The organism is Caballeronia sp. LZ008 (assembly GCF_031451435.1).
Classification (GTDB): Bacteria; Pseudomonadota; Gammaproteobacteria; order Burkholderiales; family Burkholderiaceae; genus Caballeronia; species Caballeronia zhejiangensis.
Genome location: NZ_JARUXK010000027.1, coordinates 1 through 779, shown reverse-complemented (window position 1 = coordinate 779; position 779 = coordinate 1). Strand labels below are relative to the sequence as shown.

The following is a 779-nucleotide window of genomic DNA, read 5'->3' as shown; positions in this document are numbered from 1 at the left end:
GCGTCGATCAAGGCAGCGACGCTGAACACGGTTGCAGCGGCATCGAAGATTGGTGGCGATGTGCATGTGCTGATCGCGGGCTCGAACGCGCAGGGCGCGGCGGATGCGGCGGCGAAGCTCGCGGGCGTTTCGAAAGTGCTGCTCGCCGATGCGCCGCAACTCGCTGAAGGCTTGGCGGAAAACGTCGAAGCTACGGTGTTGAACATCGCGAAGGATTATTCGCACATCCTCGCTCCGGCGACCGCGTACGGTAAGAACATCGCGCCGCGTATCGCTGCACACTTGGATGTCGCGCAAATCAGCGACATCACCGCCGTCGATAGCGCCGATACTTTCGAACGCCCGATCTACGCGGGCAACGCCATCGCGACGGTTCAATCGAGCGATCCGATCAAGGTCATCACCGTTCGCGCGACGGGCTTCGATCCGGTTGCGGCGGAAGGCGGCAGCGCATCGGTCGAAAAGATCGAAGCCGCAACCGATGCAGGCATTTCATCGTTCGTGTCCCGCGAAGTCACCAAGCTCGATCGTCCGGAACTGACGAGCGCGCACATCATCGTGTCGGGTGGCCGTGGTCTGGGCAGCGGCGAGAACTACACGAAGACGCTAGAACCGCTCGCCGACAAACTCGGCGCGGCGCTGGGCGCATCGCGCGCGGCAGTCGATGCGGGCTACGTCCCGAACGATTTTCAGGTGGGTCAAACCGGCAAGATCGTCGCGCCGCAACTGTACGTTGCAGTCGGCATCTCGGGCGCGATTCAGCACTTGGCCGGCATGAA

General features: G+C 62.8%; 1 protein-coding gene. It reads left to right on the top strand.

All coding sequences use genetic code 11. From position 1 onward, the window contains the following. Nucleotides 1–779, top strand: a 779-nt coding sequence (locus QCE49_RS33575) for an FAD-binding protein (protein WP_309806859.1), incomplete at both ends; no start/stop codon positions are given.